At 72.7% G+C, this 17,172-nt stretch carries 16 protein-coding genes; 9 read left to right on the top strand and 7 right to left on the bottom strand.

The genetic code is table 11. From position 1 onward, the window contains the following. Positions 1–202: 202 nt before the first annotated feature. From AQI95_RS03805 to AQI95_RS03795, 3 genes are all read right to left on the bottom strand, one after another. Positions 203–1,561 carry an MFS transporter gene (locus AQI95_RS03805; RefSeq protein WP_067117313.1) on the bottom strand — a complete coding sequence of 453 codons (1,359 nt, stop codon included), beginning with the start codon at positions 1,559–1,561 and terminating at the stop codon, positions 203–205. A 34-nt stretch (positions 1,562–1,595) separates the two neighbouring features. Then, positions 1,596–3,074 (bottom strand): NAD-dependent succinate-semialdehyde dehydrogenase, encoded by a 1,479-nt coding sequence (locus tag AQI95_RS03800; RefSeq protein WP_067117310.1) that lies wholly within the window; start codon positions 3,072–3,074, stop codon positions 1,596–1,598. 130 nt (positions 3,075–3,204) lie between these two features. Continuing rightward, positions 3,205–3,990 carry an IclR family transcriptional regulator gene (locus AQI95_RS03795; protein WP_067117307.1) on the bottom strand — a complete coding sequence of 262 codons (786 nt, stop codon included), beginning with the start codon at positions 3,988–3,990 and terminating at the stop codon, positions 3,205–3,207. A 234-nt stretch (positions 3,991–4,224) separates the two neighbouring features. Between AQI95_RS03795 and fae the strand changes: the two genes are divergently transcribed. The 6 genes from fae to AQI95_RS03765 all read left to right on the top strand — a co-directional run bounded on the left by fae (position 4,225) and on the right by AQI95_RS03765 (position 10,889). Continuing rightward, entirely contained in the window at positions 4,225–4,770 is a 546-nt protein-coding gene (gene fae / locus AQI95_RS03790) for a formaldehyde-activating enzyme (protein WP_067117304.1), read from the top strand. Beyond that, positions 4,767–5,879, top strand: coding sequence for a mandelate racemase/muconate lactonizing enzyme family protein (locus AQI95_RS03785; protein ID WP_067117300.1), 1,113 nt, complete (start codon positions 4,767–4,769; stop codon positions 5,877–5,879). Before fae ends, AQI95_RS03785 begins: the two co-directional genes overlap by 4 nt. Beyond that, positions 5,876–7,396 carry an aldehyde dehydrogenase gene (locus tag AQI95_RS03780; RefSeq protein WP_208614068.1) on the top strand — a complete coding sequence of 507 codons (1,521 nt, stop codon included), beginning with the start codon at positions 5,876–5,878 and terminating at the stop codon, positions 7,394–7,396. The genes AQI95_RS03785 and AQI95_RS03780 overlap by 4 nt, the downstream gene beginning before the upstream one ends. A gap of 53 nt (positions 7,397–7,449) precedes the next feature. Then, positions 7,450–8,385: an NAD(P)-dependent oxidoreductase gene (locus AQI95_RS03775; RefSeq protein WP_067117297.1), complete on the top strand. Its 936-nt coding sequence runs from the start codon at positions 7,450–7,452 to the stop codon at positions 8,383–8,385. A gap of 29 nt (positions 8,386–8,414) precedes the next feature. Continuing rightward, positions 8,415–9,572 (top strand): iron-containing alcohol dehydrogenase family protein, encoded by a 1,158-nt coding sequence (locus AQI95_RS03770; RefSeq protein ID WP_067117294.1) that lies wholly within the window; start codon positions 8,415–8,417, stop codon positions 9,570–9,572. 165 nt (positions 9,573–9,737) lie between these two features. Continuing rightward, positions 9,738–10,889 carry a PP2C family protein-serine/threonine phosphatase gene (locus tag AQI95_RS03765; RefSeq protein WP_067117291.1) on the top strand — a complete coding sequence of 384 codons (1,152 nt, stop codon included), beginning with the start codon at positions 9,738–9,740 and terminating at the stop codon, positions 10,887–10,889. 176 nt (positions 10,890–11,065) lie between these two features. Here AQI95_RS03765 and AQI95_RS03760 read toward each other — a convergent pair whose 3' ends face one another. The 4 genes from AQI95_RS03760 to AQI95_RS03745 form a co-directional block, all read right to left on the bottom strand. Next, on the bottom strand, positions 11,066–11,566 hold the full coding sequence (locus AQI95_RS03760) for a hypothetical protein (RefSeq protein ID WP_067117287.1): 501 nt from the start codon (positions 11,564–11,566) through the stop codon (positions 11,066–11,068). A gap of 178 nt (positions 11,567–11,744) precedes the next feature. Next, entirely contained in the window at positions 11,745–12,233 is a 489-nt protein-coding gene (locus AQI95_RS03755) for an SRPBCC domain-containing protein (protein WP_067117284.1), read from the bottom strand. Positions 12,234–12,372: 139 nt separating this feature from the next. Next, positions 12,373–13,188 carry an SAM-dependent methyltransferase gene (locus AQI95_RS03750; RefSeq protein WP_067118654.1) on the bottom strand — a complete coding sequence of 272 codons (816 nt, stop codon included), beginning with the start codon at positions 13,186–13,188 and terminating at the stop codon, positions 12,373–12,375. Positions 13,189–13,243: 55 nt separating this feature from the next. Further along, complete coding sequence (locus AQI95_RS03745) at positions 13,244–14,119, bottom strand: helix-turn-helix domain-containing protein (protein WP_067117281.1); 876 nt, start codon at positions 14,117–14,119, stop codon at positions 13,244–13,246. Between the two features lie 453 nt (positions 14,120–14,572). Between AQI95_RS03745 and AQI95_RS48275 the strand changes: the two genes are divergently transcribed. From AQI95_RS48275 to AQI95_RS03730, 3 genes are all read left to right on the top strand, one after another. After that, positions 14,573–15,178, top strand: coding sequence for an ATP-binding protein (locus AQI95_RS48275; protein WP_244188612.1), 606 nt, complete (start codon positions 14,573–14,575; stop codon positions 15,176–15,178). A 501-nt stretch (positions 15,179–15,679) separates the two neighbouring features. Further along, entirely contained in the window at positions 15,680–16,237 is a 558-nt protein-coding gene (locus AQI95_RS03735; RefSeq protein WP_244188611.1) for a GNAT family N-acetyltransferase, read from the top strand. Positions 16,238–16,305: 68 nt separating this feature from the next. Continuing rightward, positions 16,306–17,121, top strand: coding sequence for an SAM-dependent methyltransferase (locus AQI95_RS03730; protein ID WP_279616992.1), 816 nt, complete (start codon positions 16,306–16,308; stop codon positions 17,119–17,121). Positions 17,122–17,172 lie beyond the last annotated feature (51 nt).

Below are 17,172 nucleotides of genomic sequence, written 5' to 3'. Positions count from 1 at the left end.
TGGACCTCTGTGGTGGTGAAGCCCGATCGGTGACAGTTCAGCGAGCCGGGAGGCGGGCGTCAAGATCCATCGCTGAAGCACACGGGTGTGGGAAGACCCACAGGTCCACGACGCCGGAATCCGGGGGCGGCAGGCAACCTGCGCCCCCGTGGATCCGTCCTTCAGTACAGGCCTCTTCGCGGGCTGCGGTTCCCGCGCTCTTTCACGGCGCCGACGTCCGCGCCGCCTTCGCGAGGTCCAGGTCCGTCGTCTCCGGGGCCAGGAAGTGGGAGACCAGGCCGCCCAGGGCGAGGACCCCGGCGCCCACCAACAGGACGAACCGGGCGCCGTAGCGGTCCAGGCCCATCGGCAGCAGGAAGGTGCCGATGGCCGCGCCGACCCGGCTCATGGCACTGGCGAAGCCGACTCCGGTGGCGCGCAGCGAGGTCGGGAACACTTCCAGCGGGTAGACGGCGGTGAGTGCGCTGGAGGCGGCGTTGAGGAAGATGAAGAACAGGAAGCCGCCGACGATGACGGGAGTGGACTTCGGCCACATCGCGACCACGGCGAGGGCCAGCGCGGTGATCCAGAACGGCGGGATCAGCAGCTTGCGGCGGCCGATGCGGTCGACGACGAGGCAGCCGGCGGTGACACCGGCGACCGCGGTGAAGGAGTAGACGAGCAGCGCGGCGACCGCGTTGTCGCCCATGTTCAGGGCGTCGAAGACCTGGGTCCAGAAGGTGCCGATGGCGAAGTACGGCAGCACCAGCGCGGCCCAGAACACGCTCGCGAAGACCGTGCTGCGCAGGTGGCGGCGACTGAACAGGGCACGCAGGCCCTGCGCTTGGGCGTCGGCCGTGTCCGCCAGCTCGGCATCGACGTCGATGTCGATGCCGTAGCGCGCGATGAGCCGCTCGGCCTCCTCGCGGCGGCCCCTGCTGAGCAGCCAGCGCGCCGACTCCGGGACGCCGCCGCGCAGTGCCACGCAGGCCACGGCGATGACGGCGCTGCTGGCCAGCGTGTACCGCCAGCCGCCGTGGACGTTCTCGAAGACGGCACCGACGACAGTGGCGAGCGCGTAGCCGAGGTACCAGCTGATCTCCAGGCTGGCCAGCAGCCGGCCGCGGCCCTTGCGCGGGGCGTACTCGGAGAGCAGCGGGGCGCCGATGGCGTACTCGCCGCCGATGGCGATGCCCATCACCAGCCGGATGACGAAGAGTTGGAGGCCGTCGGTGACGAAGAACTGGAGCACCGAGCCGATCAGGAAGATCAGCATGTCGACGAGGAAGACTGGACGGCGGCCGTAGCGGTCGGCGAGCCGGCCGAAGAGCGGCCCGCCGACGAAGATGCCGATCAGCGGGGAGGCGCCGACCAGGCCCTCCATGACCGTGGACAGGTGCAGATCGGTGGTCAGGGCGCCCATCGCCATGCCGATGCCGCCGATGATGTAGCCGTCGATGCCCTCGCCGATCTGCGTGGCGAGCTTGAGCTTCGTGTGCAGGCGGCGGCGTTCGCGCAGCAGCTCAGGGGACGGGACTTCAGGGATGTCGAACTGGTGTTCAGCAGTAGGCGTCGTTGCCATGAGCGGTCCTTGCTTCAGGGGACGGCGGGAGAGTTCAGTCGGTGGGCCAGTCCAGCGCGATGTACTGCGTCTCCAGGAACGCCTCGATGCCCTCGCGGCCGCCTTCCCGGCCGAGCCCGGACTGCTTGACCCCGCCGAAGGGCGCGGCCGGGTCGGAGAGCAGGCCCCGGTTGACGCCGACCATCCCCGCCTCCAGGCGTTCGGCCAGCCGCAGGGCGCGGCCGACGTCGCGCGAGTAGACATAGGCGGCGAGGCCGTGGACGGTGGCGTTGGCCCGGCTCACCATCTCGTCCTCGTCGGTGAAGGTGGTGAGCGGGGCGACCGGCCCGAAGACCTCCTCGTGGAGGATGCGGGCGTCGTCGGGGACGCCGGTCAGGACGGTCGCGGGGTGGTAGAAGCCGGGTCCCTGCGGGACGGTGCCCCGGGCGGCGATCCGTGCGCCGCGCCCGAGCGCGTCCTCGACGAGGGAGCAGATCTTGTCGACGGCGGCGCGGTTGATCATCGGACCGAGGGCCACGCCCTCCTGGGAGCCCGGTCCGGTGGGTACGGCGGCCATGGCGGCACCGAGCTTCTCGGTGAACTCGGCGGCCACGGACTCATGGACGTAGAACCGGTTGGCGGCGATGCAGACCTCGCCGCCGCCGCGCATCTTGGCGTCCATCGCCCCGCGCACGGCCGCGTCGACGTCGGCGTCCGCGCACACGACGAACGGCGCGTTGCCGCCGAGTTCCATGGTCACGTTGACGACGTTCGCGGCGGCCCGGCCGAGGAGGACCTTGCCGGTGGCGGTGGAGCCGGTGAAGGAGAACTTGCGGACCCGTTCGTCGCCGAGCCATACGGAGACGACCTCGGGGGCGCGGTCGGTGGGCAGCACGTTCAGCAGACCGTCGGGCAGACCCGCCTCGGCCAGCAGGGCGGCGACCGCGAGTGCGGTGAGCGGGGTCTCGGGGGCCGGCTTCAGCAGCACGGGGCAGCCGGCCGCGAGCGCCGGGGCGATCTTGCGGGTGGCCATGGCGGCGGGGAAGTTCCACGGTGTGACGAACGCGGTGACGCCGACCGGGTGCCGGCGCACGACGTGCCGGAAGCCGCCGCCGGGCGCGTCGCCGAAGGAGGAGCCGATGCGCACGGCCTCCTCGGCGAACCAGCGGAAGAACTCGGCCGCGTACCCGACCTCGGCGAGCGCGTCCCGGCGGGCCTTGCCGTTCTCCCGCACGATCAGGTCGGCGAGCGTGTCACGGTGCTGAAGCATCAACCGGAAGGTGTCGTGCAGGATCTCGGAGCGGCGCCGGGGCGGGGTGGCCCGCCAGCCGGCCGCGGCCTCCTCGGCGGCGGCGAGCGCCGCGCGGGCGTCCTCGGCTCCGGCGTCGGACACCCGGCGCACCGGCTCGCCGGTGGCCGGGTCGTAGACCGGGTACGTCCGGCCGTCGGCGGCCGGGAGCCAGCGGCCGCCGAGGAACACATCGCCGTCGGCGAGCGGGGCCTTGGCGAGGGTGTCGATGCCGGCGAGGTTCATGAGCTGCTCTTTCTCCTCCGTGCCGGACGGGGTTCCGTCCGGTGCGCGGTGAATTTACGAGCGCGTCATACGGCCGACAAGGCCACTCAGCCGGATCGCAACGGGGGTTGCTGTGACGGCAACTCGCCGGTCACGAGGACGTCTTGAAGGGCGGACCCACAAGGCGTGGCTCCCAGCCGAGCAGCGCGGAGACCCGGGCCGCCGCCCGTGCGGTCGTCCGTCCGGCGTCGGCGAGCCGGTCGCCGAGGCGCGCCTTGGGCGCGGAGATGTTCAGCGCGGCGACCACCCGGCCGCGGAAGTCCCGCACCGGCGCGGACACCCCGACCAGGTCGGCCTCGAACTCCTCGCTGACGCTGGCGTATCCACGCCGTCTGGCCTCCTGGATCAGCGACCACAGCGCGGGCACCGGCATCTCGCCCGTCGTGCCGAAGCGGACGTACAGCTCGTCCGGGGTGGCGTCGGCCAGCAGGACCCGGCCCGCGGACAGCCGCCAGGCGGGCACCCCGCGGCCCTCCCAGCCGTGGACGCGGAAGGAGTGCCCGGAGACCGACAGGAGGGTGAGCACCTCGCGGTCGTGCAGGACACAGAGGTGACTGGTCTCCTCCAGGTCCGCCGACAGCGCGTGCATCACCGGCTCCGCGACGCGCACCAGACGGCTCTCGGAGGTGCGGGCGACCAGCGAGAACAGCCGCCAGCCCAGGCGGTACTCCAGGGTGTCGGGGTCGCGTTCGACGATCCCCTCGGCGGCCAGGGCCTTCAGCGCCCGGGAGATCTGGGTCTTCTCCCGGCCGACGAGCTGGGCGAGCCGGACCACGCCGAGGCCTCCGGTGCGCTGCGCCTCGTCGGAGGCGAGGGCTTCCAGCAGGTCGATGTCCCGGCGCAGACCGTGCCCGCGCGCGGTGGGGGTGTCCGTCACGGCGCCATCCTAGGCACGTCGAACCGGCAGAGAACCCCCAGGTCAGGGCTGGAGTTGTCCGGAGAGCAACCGGCATTGCGATTCCCTGGACCGCCTTGCCGACGGCAGGCGCCCGACCTAGATTCGCCGCATCGGGCCGGAAGAAGTGATCCGAATGCGAGGTTCACGCGTTTTCGGCCCGTTCGTGCCCTGGTTCGCCCGTCGAACCCCGCCACCGAAGGTCCTGGAGTTCCGATGCCTTCCCCGGATTCTTTCGCCGCGAGCGCGCTGATCGGCGAGTCGTTCGTCGGCGACGGCGTGAACGCCGCGCACACCAACGTCGTGATCGGCCGGAAGGGCGGCCCGGTCGGGACGGCCTGGGCGACCGCGCTGGCCACGCCGAGCGCCGGACACGTGCCGTTCCTGACGGTTCTACGGCCGTCGGTGCCGGTCAAACCGGCGACCCTGTTCGTCACGAAGGCCGCCGCAGCCGGTGAGCTGCACGAGCGGGCCACCTGGGGCAGCGCCCAGGCGGGGCTGGCGCAGGGCGTCCTCGACGCCGTCGTGGAGGGGCTGCTGCCGGCCGAGGAGGCCGACGAGCTGCTGATCATCGCGGCCGTCTGGGTCAACCCGGGCGTCGACGACCTCGACGCCTCCTTCCGCAACCAGCGCGCGGCGGCGTACGGCGCGGTCCGCGCCGCGGTGACGGGCGCGCCCTCGGTGGCCGACGTGCTGGACGCGGCCGAGAAGGGACCGGCGAACCCGTTCTACACGCCGTCCGCGGAGGTGCTCGCCCGATGAAGATCACGGACATCACGCTCGACCGGCTGCGCCTGGAGCTGGACCCGCCGTTCCGTGCGGCCTGGGACCCGGTGCCGCGCCGCCACTTCGACGCCACGATCGTGCGCGTGCACACCGACGAGGGGATCACCGGCATCGGCTCCGGCGATCTCATGGACGGCTTCGACAGCTACAAGCACCTGTTCGTCGGCGAGGACCCGCTCGACATCACCCGGCATGTGAGGGCGCTGGAGACGGCCAGCTTCCACGGCGCCCCCTACTGGCCGCTGGAAGCCGCCCTGTGGGACATCATCGGCACGGTGCACGGCCGTCCGGTCGCCGAACTCTTCGGCAACGCGGCGAAGAAGCTGCCCGCGTACGCCTCCTCCGGCGAGCTGAAGTCCCCCGAGGAGCGGGTCGCGACCGCGCTGAAGGTGCGTCAGGCCGGGTTCCGGGCGATGAAGATCCGCATCGACCGGGACCGGGTCGACGAGGGCGTCGCGGCGGTCCGGGCCGTACGCGAGGAGCTGGGCGACGACTTCGAGATCATGGTCGACCTGAACCAGTCCTGGCGGATGGCGGGCGACACCGCGCCCGCCTCCGATCTCGCCAAGACCCGCAAGATCATCGCCCGGCTCGCCGAGCTGGACGTGTTCTGGGTCGAGGAGCCGCTGCCCTACGCGGACCTGGACGGTTTCAAGCGGCTGCGCGCCGAGAACCCGGGCGTGCGCATCGCGGCCGGCGAGATGCACCACTCCGTCCCCGAGCTGCTGCGCTGCCTGGAGGAGGACGCCCTCGACATCTACCAGATGGACGTCGTCCTCGCGATCGGCATGCACCGCGCCCGCACGCTCGCCGAACTGGCCCAGCTGAAACACCGTCAGTTCACCCCGCACAGCTGGACCAACGGCATCGGAATGCTCGCCAACCTGCACGTCGCCGCGGGCGTCGGCGCCGGCCCGTACTTCGAGTTCCCCTACGACCCGCCCGGCTGGACCCCCGAGCGCCGCGACTTCATGCTCGCCGAGCCGCTCAGGGTGGCCGCCGACGGCTGCCTGGAGGTGCCGGACCGGCCCGGACTGGGCGTGCAGCTGGACGAGGACGCGATCGACCGCTGGAGGGTGAAGTGACGTACAGCATCGAAGAGCTGCTCAGCCGCTCGTACGACGAGTGGCGGGCCGCGGCCGACAAGCTCGCCTTCGAGACCCGTCCCTACATCGACGGCGCGTTCAGGGACGCGACCTCCGGCGACTCCTTCCCGAGCGTCTCGCCGCGCGACGGCAGGGTGCTGACCGAGGTGCAGGCCGGCTCCGCCGAGGACGTCGACCGCGCCGTGCGCTGCGCACGGGCCGCCTTCGAGGACGGCCGCTGGCGCGACCTCGCGCCCAAGGAGCGCAAGCGGATCCTGCTGCGCTGGGCGGAGCTGATCGAGGCGAACGCCGAGGAACTGGCGCTGCTCGACACGCTGGAGATGGGCAAGCCGATCACCGAGTCGCTGCGCGTGGACGTGGCCAAGGCGGCGGAGACGATCCGCTGGTACGCGGAGACCGTCGACAAGACCTACGACGAGATCGCCCCGACGCCCGGTGACGCGCTCGCGCTGATCACCCGCGAACCGCTCGGTGTCGTCGGCGCCGTCGTGCCGTGGAACTACGCGCTGCTGATCGCCAGTTGGAAGCTGGGCCCGGCCCTCGCCACCGGCAACAGCGTGGTGCTGAAACCGGCCGAGCAGACCTCGCTCGCCGCGCTGCGGCTGGCCGCGCTCGCCACCGAGGCAGGGCTGCCGGACGGTGTGCTGAACGTGGTCCCCGGGCGGGGTGAGGCGGCCGGGCAGGCACTCGGCCGGCACCCGGACGTCGACAAGATCGCCTTCACCGGATCGGCGGAGGTGGCCCGGCTCTTCCAGGTGTACGCGGGCGAGTCCAACGGCAAACAGGTCGCCGTCGAGGCGGGCGGCAAGTCGCCCCAGCTCGTCCTGGCCGACGCCGACATCGAGGCCGCCGCCTCGGCCGTGGCCTGGGGCATCTTCTACAACGCGGGCCAGACGTGCAACGCGGGCTCCCGGGTCGTCGTGCACACGTCCGTCAAGGACGAACTCCTCGCCGCAGTACGCCGGATCACCGTCGGCACCTTCCGCGTCGGCGACCCGCTGGACCCGGCCACGGTCATGGGCCCGATCGTGGACCGGGCCCAGCTCGCCAAGGTCCTCGGCTACATCGAGCGCGGCCGCCAGGACGGCGCGACCGTCCTGCTCGGCGGCGAGCAGGTGCTCGCCGAGACCGGCGGCAGCTATGTGGAGCCGACGGTGCTGGACGGGGTGGTGAACACCTCCGTGGTCGGGCAGGAGGAGATCTTCGGACCGGTGCTCGCCGTCGTGTCGTACGACGGCGACGTGGACGAGGGCGTACGGCTCGCGAACCAGAGCGACTTCGGGCTCGTCGCCTCCGTGTGGACCCGGGACGTGACCGTGGCCCACCGCACCGCGCGCCGGCTGCGGGCCGGCACGGTGTGGATCAACACCTTCGACGCCAGCGACGTCATCACCCCCTTCGGCGGCTTCAAGGCGACCGGCGCCGGCCGTGACAAGTCCCTGCACGCGCTGGACGCGTACACGGCGCTCAAGACGACATGGATCGCCCTCGCCTGACCCGGCGAACACACTCTCCTGCACCACTTCTCTCTTCTGAGCGAGGACAACTGATGAGGATCGGTTTCATCGGCCTGGGCAACATGGGACGCCACATGGCCCGGCACCTGGTCCACGCGGGACATCTGGTCACCGTGCACGACACCCGGCCCGAGGCCGCCGCCGAGCATCTGGCGCTCGGCGCGCGCTGGGCGGACAGCCCCGCGGACTGCGCCCGGGACGCCGAGTTCCTGATCACCATGCTGCCCAATCCGCGCATCGTGGAGGATGTGCTGCTGCGCGGCGGGGCGGCCGGGGCGCTGCCCGAGGGCGCGCTGTGGATCGACATGTCGACGTCGACCCCGGCCGCCGCCGAACGGGTCGCGGCCGAGGTGCTGGACGCGCGCCGCATACGCCGGCTGGACGCGCCGGTCAGCGGCATGGCGCGGGGTGCCGAGGCGGGCACCCTGCAGATCTTCGCGGGCGGCGCGGACGACGACTTCCGCATCGCGCTGCCGGTCTTCGAGGCGCTCGGCGACCCCGACCGCGTACTGCATGTCGGCCCGCTCGGCGCCGGCTACACCGTCAAGCTCATGATCAACCTGCTGTGGTTCAGCCATCTGGTCGCCACCAGCGAGGTGCTGGCGATGGGCGTCAAGGCGGGAGTGGACCTGGGGGTGCTGCGCAACTCCCTGCTCGCGTCGCCCGCCGCGTCGCACTTCCTGGAGAGCGACATCATGTGCGTGCTGGCCGACGGCGACTACGACGACTCCTTCGCCATGTCACTGGCCTGCAAGGACCTCGGGCTCGCCGTCGATCTCGGCCGCGACCTGGGCGTCTCCACGGAACTGTCGGCGCTGGTCGAGCAGATCTACCGCCGCTCCAAGGCCCAGCACGGGGAACTGGCGGGCGAGATGAGTCCGGTCCGGCTCTACGAGGCGCTGGCCGGGCGGGAGTTCAGGCTGCCCTCCCCGACCGCCGCGTTCGACGCCACCGCCGTCACGGTCTGACGCCACCCCTCTTCTCAGGAGCCGCACCCATGACCGACAGCTTCACCCCTGTGAGCCTCGACACCGTGTGCCGGGTCGAGTTCGGCCCCGGCCGGATCGGGCTGCTGCCCGAGCTGATCGCGGACACCGGCCGGCACCGCGCGTTCGTCGTCACCGACCGGGGACTGCGCGCGGCCGGGATCGCCGAGCGCGTCCTGAAGATCCTGGACGCGGCGGGCGTGGAGTACGCCGTGTACGACGAGGTGGCGCCCAATCCGTCCACCGGGAACGTCGACGCGGGCGCCGCCCGGGCCCGCGCCTTCGGTCCCGCGGCGGTCGTCGCGCTCGGCGGCGGCTCGGTGCTGGACGCCGCGAAGGGCATATCCCTGCTGGTGGGCAATCCGGACGCGGTCGCCGCCGACGCCGACCACCTCTGGGAGGCGGCCGACGGGCTGCCGCTGATCGCCGTGCCGACGACCTCCGGGACCGGCGCGGAGACCAACGGCTTCGGCGTCATCGAGGACGCGGCGGCCTGCCGCAAGGTGTACATCGGCCACCCGTCCGTCAAGCCCCGCGTCGCCCTGCTCGACCCGGAGCTGACGCTCGGTCTGCCACCGGCCGCCACGGCCGCGACCGGCATCGACGCGCTCGTCCACGGCATCGAGTCGCTGGCCTCGCGCGGCGCCGACGCGTTCTCCATGGCGTACGCCGGCCAGGCCGTGGCCATGATCGGCCGTGCCCTGCCGCGTGCCCACCGGGACGGCTCGGACCTCGACGCGCGCGCCGAGCTGATGATGGGCGCGCATCTCGCGGGTCAGGCCCTCACTCTGTCCGGGCTCGGCCTCGTGCACGGCATCGGCCATGCGCTCACCGCCCACACCGGCACCCCGCACGGCGTCGCCCTGGCCGCCGTGCTGGAGGAGGTCATGGAGTTCAGCGCACCGGCGGCGCAGGAGGCGTACGAGCAGACGGCGCGGGCGCTGCGGGTGCCGCCGCCCGCCGACGGCGACTGGGCGCGGGCGGCCGTCGCCGCGGTACGGGAGCTGTCCGGGGCGCTGGACATCAAGCGGCCCCTGCGCGAGCTGGGCGCCGACCGTGCCCTGCTGCCGGCCGTCGCGGCGGGCGCGGTCGCGGACGCGGTCACGAAGAACGCGCCGCGGCTGCCGCGGGAGCAGGAGGTGCTGGAGATCCTCGACGCGGTCCTCTGAAGCGGGCACACGACGATCAGGGCGGCCCGGCCGGGTGTCTCCGAACCGCCGACGGGCTCCTCGTAGGTCTGCGGCCGCACCGCCGTCCGTGTCACGGCACAGTGCCCGATTCCTTTTCGTCCGGTGTGACGTGCGTCGCGTCCGGCCCAGGAGCACGCTGTAGGAATGAGACCCCGGCTCAGGGCGTTTTCAGGGCAGCCGTGGCAGTCGACGCACGCTCTGCTGTTGCTCCCCGTCGCACTCATCGTGTTGATCACGGTGGTGGACATGCAGGCCCCCTACAACGTCCACCTCGGTCCGGCCCTGGTGATCGCGCCCGCGCTCACGCCCTCCATCGCCGGGCCCCGGAGCACGGCGGCCGTCGGAGCGCTCGCCCTGGCCGCCCAGATCCTCATCGGGGTCACCCACGGCGGGCTCGGCACGACGAACCACGTCGTGCAGATCATCACCCTCGCGGTGCTGTCGGTGCTGCTGGTCGTCTACAGCGCCCTGCGCGAGCGCCGGCAGGCCCAGCTGGCCCAGATCCGCACGGTCGCCGAGGCCGCCCAGCACGTGCTGATGTGGCCGCTGCCCGAGCAGATCGGTCCGCTGCGGATCGCCTCGCTGTACCTGGCCGCCGAGGACGAGGCACAGATCGGCGGCGACCTGTACGCGGCGACCCGGTGCGAAGGCGCGGTGCGCGTCCTGATCGGCGACGTACGCGGCAAGGGGCTGTCCGCCGTCGGTGAGGCCGCCCTGCTGCTCGGCGCGTTCCGCGAGAGCGCGCACCGGCACATTCCGCTCCCGGATCTGGCCGCACTGCTGGAGCAGAGCGTCACCCGCTACGCGGCGGACCTGGAACCGTCGGAGGAGGCGGGCGAGCGGTTCGCCACCGCGCTGCTGGTGGAGATCCCGGACCGGGATCCGGTCACCCGGATGACCAGCTGCGGCCATCCGCCGCCCCTGCTGCTGAGCCCCGGCCACGCCGTCACCGTGCCGAGCCTGCACCCCTCACCCCCGCTCGGGGTGCACGCTCCCAGCGAGCACACGCTGGACGTGTTCTCCTTCGAGCCGGGCGACACCCTGCTCCTCTACACCGACGGCGTGGTGGAGGCCAGGGACGCGCGTGGCCGGTTCTATCCGTTCACCGAGCGGGTGGTGCGCTGGACCGACGACAGCCCCGAGGCACTGATGCACCATGTGCGGCGCGATCTGCTGACCCATGCCGGGGGCCGGCTGGGCGACGACGCCGCCCTCATCGCGCTGCACCGCACGGCCGTCGACCGGCGGCGCCATCACGGCCGGGTCGCCGACGCGGATGCCCTTCACCCCAGGTGAGAAGGGCCGGCCCCGCGGCGGCGGAGAGCGGGGACGGCGGGGGCGTCGTCAGGGGCGGTCGCACCGGCGTGCCCGGCGTGACCGCCCCCTCCTCCGACGGGGCGTTGCCCCGGCCGTACCCACGGCAGGCGTGAGGCCCGCCCCGAGTGGGGGCGGGGCGGGACGCACGCCCCCGGTCAGCGGACCGACGTGAGGTCGGTGATCTTCAGGGTCTTCAGGCTGGACTGGACGTCGATCTTGCTGACCTCGGCGTGCGGGCCGTCGCCCCAGGTCAGCGTGACCCGGCTGGTGGCGTGGCCGGCGCCGGATCCGGTGTAGGTCACCTTCCACTTCACCGGCACGTCCTGCGCGAAGAGGATGCCGTCGGCGTGCTCCTTCTTCTCGAAGGCGGCGACCTTCTTCTGGGCGGCGGCGGAGAGGTAGAAGGCCCGCAGCGCCTGGGCGGCGTCGCCGGCCGACTTGTCGTCGGTGGCCCAGACGGCGTCGATGTAGGCGCCGTAGAAGTCGGCCACGTGCTGGGTGACGTTGCGCGGGTCGCCCTGGGCGGAGGACACGGCGGCGGCACGGGGGGTGTGGCTCGCGGTGGTTCCCGCGAGGGCGGGCGTCACGGCGGCCAGGGTGAGTCCGCCGGCGAGGGCGACGGCGGTGAGCAGGGTCTTGTGGTTCCGGACAGACATATGCGTCATTCCCCCGGTTTCGTTACGACCAGGCCGATCCCGGCCGTCGACGGACCTTAAGACCGCATTTCCCTCGCACCGGTTCCGATTCCCTCCGCATTTTTTCCACGCAATTCCCGGAACATGAGGAAGCCGGAAGGTTGGGCCGAATTCCGGTCGGGTTTCGGCGCCCTTTCGGTCATTCCAGCTCGGGCGACCGACGGGCACCGATACGGCCTTCGACGAACCGGGCGAGATTGTCCAGGGCCATTCGGGTGCCCAGTTCGTTGTCCTCGCGGCGGATGTCGTCCGGGACCCCCTCGTGCAGGATCTCGACGTCCGTGCCGCCGTCGGCCCCGGTGAGCGTGGTGGTCATGGTCATGAGGCCGCGCACCGAGGCGGAGTCGCTCTCGAACTCGACCTCTTCCACGACCAGGGCGCCGGGCACGAGCCGGGCGAAACGGCCGTGGTAGGTGTCGGTGCGGCCGCCCGACTTGCCGGTGGCGGCGGTGTCGTCGTAGGTCAGTGAGACTCGGAAGGTGCCGCCCTCCCGGGCGTCGAAGGTGTGGACGCGGGCACTCATGCCGGCCGGGACGCGCCAGGCCGCGACGGCATCCGGATCGGTCAGGGCCCGGTAGACGGCGTCCGGGGGTGCCTGCACATGCCGGGTGACTCGGGTGGCGTACACGGGCTCACGCTAGCGGGCCGGCTTGTCCGCCGTACGGGACCTGGGTACGCCCGGCCCGCCGCAAGAAGGAGGCGGGGCCGGGGTCCGGGAGGTGGGTCGGACCCCGGCCCCGGGTCTGTGCGGGCCTGCCGGTCGTCTGTCAGGGCTTGCGGGCGACCGCGCCGTACATCGCGATGTCCTCGTCGCGGATGCCCTGTTCGCCGGTGCCGTCGGGGTGCCACTTGTGCACCTGGACGATGCCCGGCTCGACCAGTTCGAGCCCTTCGAAGAATTCGTGGGCCTCGTCGAGGGTGCGCAGCCGCATCGGCATGTTGCGGGCCGCGTACTCGCGGGCGACCCGGCCCACCTCCGCGGGCGCGAACTCGGCGGTGCCGATGGACATCGCCAGGTGGCTGCCGGACGGCAGCGGCTCCATCAGCCGGCGCACGACACCGACCGCGTCGTCCGCGTCGAGCATGAAGTGGACGATGGCGATGACCGTGAGCGCGACCGGCTCGTCCAGGTCCAGGGTCTCGCGCAGCTCCGGAGCGTCCAGGATGGCCGCCGGGTCACGGAAGTCGGCCTCGATGTACGAGGTGCGGCCCTCGGGCGCGCTGGCCAGCAGGCCCTGGGAGAGGGTGAGGACGATCGGGTCGTTGTCGACGTAGACCACCCGGGACTCGGGAGCCACGGCCTGGGCTATCTCGTGCAGGTTGGGTGAGGTCGGGATGCCCGTGCCGATGTCCAGGAACTGGCGCATGCCCGCCTCCTCGGCGAGCCGGCGCACGGCGCGGTTCATCCAGTCGCGGTTGGCCCGCATGTGGACCGGGAGCGCGGGCCACTCCCGTGCCATGGCGTCGCCCGCCTCCTGGTCGGCGGGGTAGTAGTCCTTGCCGCCGAGGATGTAGTCGTAGATGCGGGCTGAGTGGGCGTTCTCGGTGTCGATCCGGTCGGCCGGCCATCCGTTGTCGGGCAACGCCGTGTCTCCCATTCGGGTCGGGGGGGCGGGGACTTGCGTACGAACTGGTGCGTCACAGCTCCTTGCGGATCGCGCCGAGCAGGGACTCGGTCTTCCTCGCGGGCGCGGCCTGGGCGCCGAGCCGGTCCAGCGCCTCCCGGTACACCACGACGTCGGCGGACTTGTCGAGGTAGACGGCTCCGACCAGGCCGTTGAGGTAGACGATGTCGGGCAGTTCGCGGGCCCGGAAGCGGAAGAGGTGGTACGCGCCCGCCCGCATCGCCGGGTGCGGGCCGTGGGTGAACGGCATGAGCTGCAGGGTCACCTGGGGCAGCCGGTTGACCTCGATCAGATGGTCGATCTGCGCCCGCATCACCCGGGCGCCGCCGACCGGCCAGCGCAGCACGGTCTCGTCCATCACCACCCACAGCCTGGGCGGTGCCTCGCGGACGAGCAGCTCCTGGCGCCGCATACGCAGCGCGACCCGGCGTTCGGTGGCCTCGGCACAGGCGTGCGGGTTCTCGGCGCCGAGCAGGGCGCGGGCGTAGTCCTCGGTCTGCAACAGGCCGTGCACGAACTGGTTCTCGTACGCGCGGATCTGCAACGCGGCCTGTTCCAGGCTGAGATACGCGGCGAACCAGTCGGGCATCACGTCGCGGTAGGTGTGCCACCAGCCGCGTTTGTTGGCCTCGCGCACGGACTGCAGGAAGGTGTCGATCTCGTCCTGGTCGCTGACGCCGTAGACCTGGAGCAGCTTCTCGGCGTCTGGGAGCCGCAGCCGGGCCACCTTGGCGGCCTCCATGCGGCGGATCGTGGAGTGGCTGACCCCGATGGCGGCGCCCGCCTCGTCGTAGCTGAGCCCGGCCCGGGTGCGCAGCTCCTCCAGCTGCCGCCCGAGGATCATGCGCAGGACGGAGGGTGCACCGCCCCAGTCGGTCTCCTCGGTCATACGCACACCCCCCTCTCCCGGTCACACAGGGACACCGTCACCCGCGATCGCTTTCCCGAACCATTCGATCACGTTCCGGCCGAAGCAGCATGCACTTGGCCACTTGCAAATTTCAACTTGCCGGTTGCGGAGCGTTGTCGGCGGATGCCACAGTGGACCTACTGCTCCGGCCGACCAAGGAGCGGGCGGCACGGCCGGGTTGGGGGAGACCGGGCCGCGGTACGGCCTCGTCGCAGGCGGTGTGTCGTCTGCTGCGCGAGCGGTCGGCCCGGAACCGACACCCCACGCGTGAGGCCGGACGAAAGGCACACGGCGATGGCTCCGCCCTCTCTCCCCCCACCGCTGCACCGATCACCCGGGGAACCGCCCCTGGCCGCCGGCCCGTTGCGCCTGCCCGCGGTACCCCGCCAGTGCCGGTCCACGGCCGCCGACCCGGACGGGACGCCGGACTCCGTGAACCACCCGGACCGGGACCCCGCCGCGGCGGACCGCCCGCACCGGGCCCTGGACGGCCCCCGGCGGACCCGCCCCGTCCCGGACGGCACGGAGCGTCCGCACCGACCGCCGGTCCCGGCAGCCCCCTTCGGACCACCCGGAGGCGAGCAGCTCGGTCGACTCCCTGGGCCCGTCGGCCCCGACCGGCTCGCCTCCGGGGCCCCGCTGCCACGCGCCGCCGCCTTCGAGCTGCCGGCCCAGCCGGCGGCCGTCGCCGCGGCCCGCCGTGTCGTGCGGGAGCTGCTGGCCGCCTGGGGAACACCGGAAGGCCGCCGGGACGACGCGGCCCTGGTGACCTCGGAACTGGTCACGAACGCCCTCGTGCACACGGCCGGTGACCGGATCGTCTGTCGGCTGCACGACACGGCGGACCGGGTCCGCATCGAGGTCGAGGACCGGGAGGGCGGCCCCGTGCCGCCGGCGGCCCGCCGCCCCGGACCCGACGACCCGCACGGACGCGGGCTGTTGCTGGTCGACGCGCTGAGCCGGGACTGGGGCGTGACACCGATACCCGGCCGGCCCGCCCGCGTCGTCTGGGCGGAGCTGTCGTCCGACCACGCCTGACACCGCGATCCGCCCCCACCGTACGGACCATCCCCCACTCGTCCGAAGGATTCCCATGCACCCGCACCGCACCGCTCCCGTCCCCGCCCCGGCCGCCGACCCGTCCTGGACCCGCACCCGCCCCAAGCCCGGCTCCCAGGAACAGGCCGGCTGACCCCCGACGCAGCGCACCGGAACACCCCTCGCGCGCCGCTGCCCCCGCTCACCCGGCCCCGGCCGCGGCGAACCGCCGCGCCCCGTCCCCGCGCTGTCCCAAAACCGCCTCCACCTCCACCCCATCCACCCCCGAACCCCGGTACATTCGCCGCCGGTGCGGGTCGTCCGCATCGGGCGGGGAACCGGGGCCCTACGGGCCTCGTGTTCGCCGCGCGGGCCGTCGCGTCGGGAGTGTGCAGGGTGGTCTGGTCGCTGATCCGCCGGAGGCGGGCCGCGTCCGGGCTTCCCGTGCCCGGCCGGTGCCGGCCCGAGGCAAGCCGACATGTCCTCGCCACCCCACGGCTGTTGCTGTTCACGCCCCGCACCCGGCTGGACGTGGCCGCGGCGCTCGCCGCCTGCGCCGACGCCGAGGCACAGCGCTGGCTCGGCACCCAGGCGGACGAGGTCGTCCCCGATCCCCGCGCCCGCAGGGCACTGCTCGCCTGGCGGCCGACCGGTGACGACGGCCGCCGGGTGCCCCGGAAGCTGGCCCAGCCGTATGTGCCCGGCCCGGACGACCCGCTGCTCCTGGTCTGTGTGCGCAGATCCGACCTCGGCTATGCCGGCGCGCTCGAACTGGAGCACCGCACGGGCGAGATGGGCGGCTGGCTGGCCCCGGCCTGCCGCGGCCAGGGGCTGGGCGCGGAGCTGTTTCGCGCGGGAGTCGCGCTCGCGCACACCCACGCCGGGCTGACCACGGTCCGGGCGGGCGCGGAGCCCGGGAACACCGCGAGCCGGCGCGCCCTGCTCCACGCCGGCTTCGCGCCGGACGAGGGGCCACCCCGGCACACCCTGCCCGACGGCCGTGTGGTCGAGGCCGTCTGGCACCGGCACGACGACGCGGCGGCCTCCCGCTGCCGCTGACCCTCCGCTCCGGCGCACGACCGGCGCCGGGGCACCCACCCACCCCCCACCCTTCACGGAGAGCCGACGTGACAGACACCGGATCCAGCACAGACACCGGATTCAGCCCGGAGCGGATCGACACCGGCAAGCCGCACTCCGCCCGGATGTACGACTGGTTCCTGGACGGCAAGGACCACTACGCCATCGACGCCGAGGCGGCGGGCAAGGTGATGGAGCTGTTCCCCGGCGTCAAGGACACGGCCTGGGCCAACCGCGAGTTCATGCACCGGGCCGCCCGCTTCGTCGCCCGCCAGGGCGTCGACCAGTTCCTGGACGTGGGCACCGGGATCCCCACCGAACCGAATCTGCACCAGGTCGTGCAGGCGGTCGCCCCGCGCGCCCGGGTGGTGTACGCCGACAACGACCCGATCGTGCTGCGGCACGCCGAGGCCCTGCTGCACGGCACGCCCGAGGGCCGTACCACCTATCTGCACGCCGACGTCCGCGAGCCGGAGCGGATCGTGGAGTACGCCCGCGAGCACCTGGACCTCACCCGGCCCGTGGGCCTGTCGCTGATCGCGCTGCTGCCGTTCGTCACCGACGAACAGGACCCCTACGGTGTCGTCCGCACCCTGCTGGACCCCCTGCCCGCAGGCAGCCACCTGCTGCTGTCCCACGGCAGCGGCGAGTTCGACCCCGTGGTCCGGGAGCGGGTCGAGGCGGTCTACCGCGCCGGAGGCACCCCGGTGCAGGCGCGCTCGCACGCCGCGGTGACCCAGTTCTTCGACGGCCTGGAGCTGTGCGATCCGGGTGTCGTACCGGCCACGAGCTGGCACCCCGAGCCGGGCATGCGGGTCCAGCGGGAGCAGCCGGTGTACGTCGGGGTGGCTCGCAAGTCCTGACGGGGGCAGGCCGTGGAACGGTCGGTCGTGCCGGACGGCCACGGCGGACAT

Origin of the sequence: Streptomyces yokosukanensis (assembly GCF_001514035.1) — a bacterium.
GTDB lineage: Bacteria > Actinomycetota > Actinomycetes > Streptomycetales > Streptomycetaceae > Streptomyces > Streptomyces yokosukanensis.
Note: the sequence above shows the minus strand (reverse complement) of the source record. Positions and strands in the feature narration are given on the sequence as shown.